The following is a 593-nucleotide window of genomic DNA, read 5'->3' as shown; positions in this document are numbered from 1 at the left end:
GAGCCCGCAAGGGCTATAAAAGTCCACAGCTGCGCAAGCAGAGTGGCGCGTTACCGTAAATGACGCTCGAGTTCAGTTTTGAAGGGGCAAGTCCCTTTCTATAGCAATACCGCGCACGTTTGGCGACATGCGCAACCTGTCTGGTGGTAATGGCGGAGGGGTTCCACGCGTACCCATCCCGAACACGACCGTTAAGCCCTCCAACGCCGATGGTACTTGGACCGCAGGGTCCTGGAAGAGTAGGAAGCTGCCAGGCAGGCCCATAATAGGGCTGAATGAATAAGCCATATCGATGGCCTTTAGCTCAGCTGGTTAGAGCGCACCCCTGATAAGGGTGAGGTCGGTGGTTCGAGTCCACTAAGGCCAACCAAATATTTTCCCATGGGGACTTAGCTCAGCTGGGAGAGCACCTGCCTTGCACGCAGGGGGTCAGCGGTTCGATCCCGCTAGTCTCCACCATCGATCTTTTCGTACACCCGAAGCACATAGCTACGGTGTACGGTCGAGCCAACCTTACGGTTGCTCGTTTGTACCTTGAAAACTGGATAGCGAAACAAAGCGAGAAAGAATGAAACATCCAAGCTTATCTGTGT

At 54.1% G+C, this 593-nt stretch carries 2 tRNA genes and 1 rRNA gene; all 3 read left to right on the top strand.

Annotated features, from left to right (window positions below):
• The first annotated feature begins 139 nt into the window (after window positions 1-139).
• The 3 genes from rrf (at window position 140) to ACFPQ4_RS11005 (ending at window position 459) form a co-directional block, all read left to right on the top strand.
• A 5S ribosomal RNA gene (rrf, locus tag ACFPQ4_RS11015) occupies window positions 140-256 on the top strand.
• A gap of 37 nt (window positions 257-293) precedes the next feature.
• A tRNA-Ile gene (locus ACFPQ4_RS11010) sits at window positions 294-370 on the top strand.
• A 13-nt stretch (window positions 371-383) separates the two neighbouring features.
• A tRNA-Ala gene (locus ACFPQ4_RS11005) sits at window positions 384-459 on the top strand.
• Window positions 460-593: the final 134 nt, after the last annotated feature.

The organism is Cohnella yongneupensis, assembly GCF_042655785.1.
GTDB lineage: Bacteria > Bacillota > Bacilli > Paenibacillales > Paenibacillaceae > Cohnella > Cohnella yongneupensis.
Note: the sequence above shows the minus strand (reverse complement) of the source record. Positions and strands in the feature narration are given on the sequence as shown.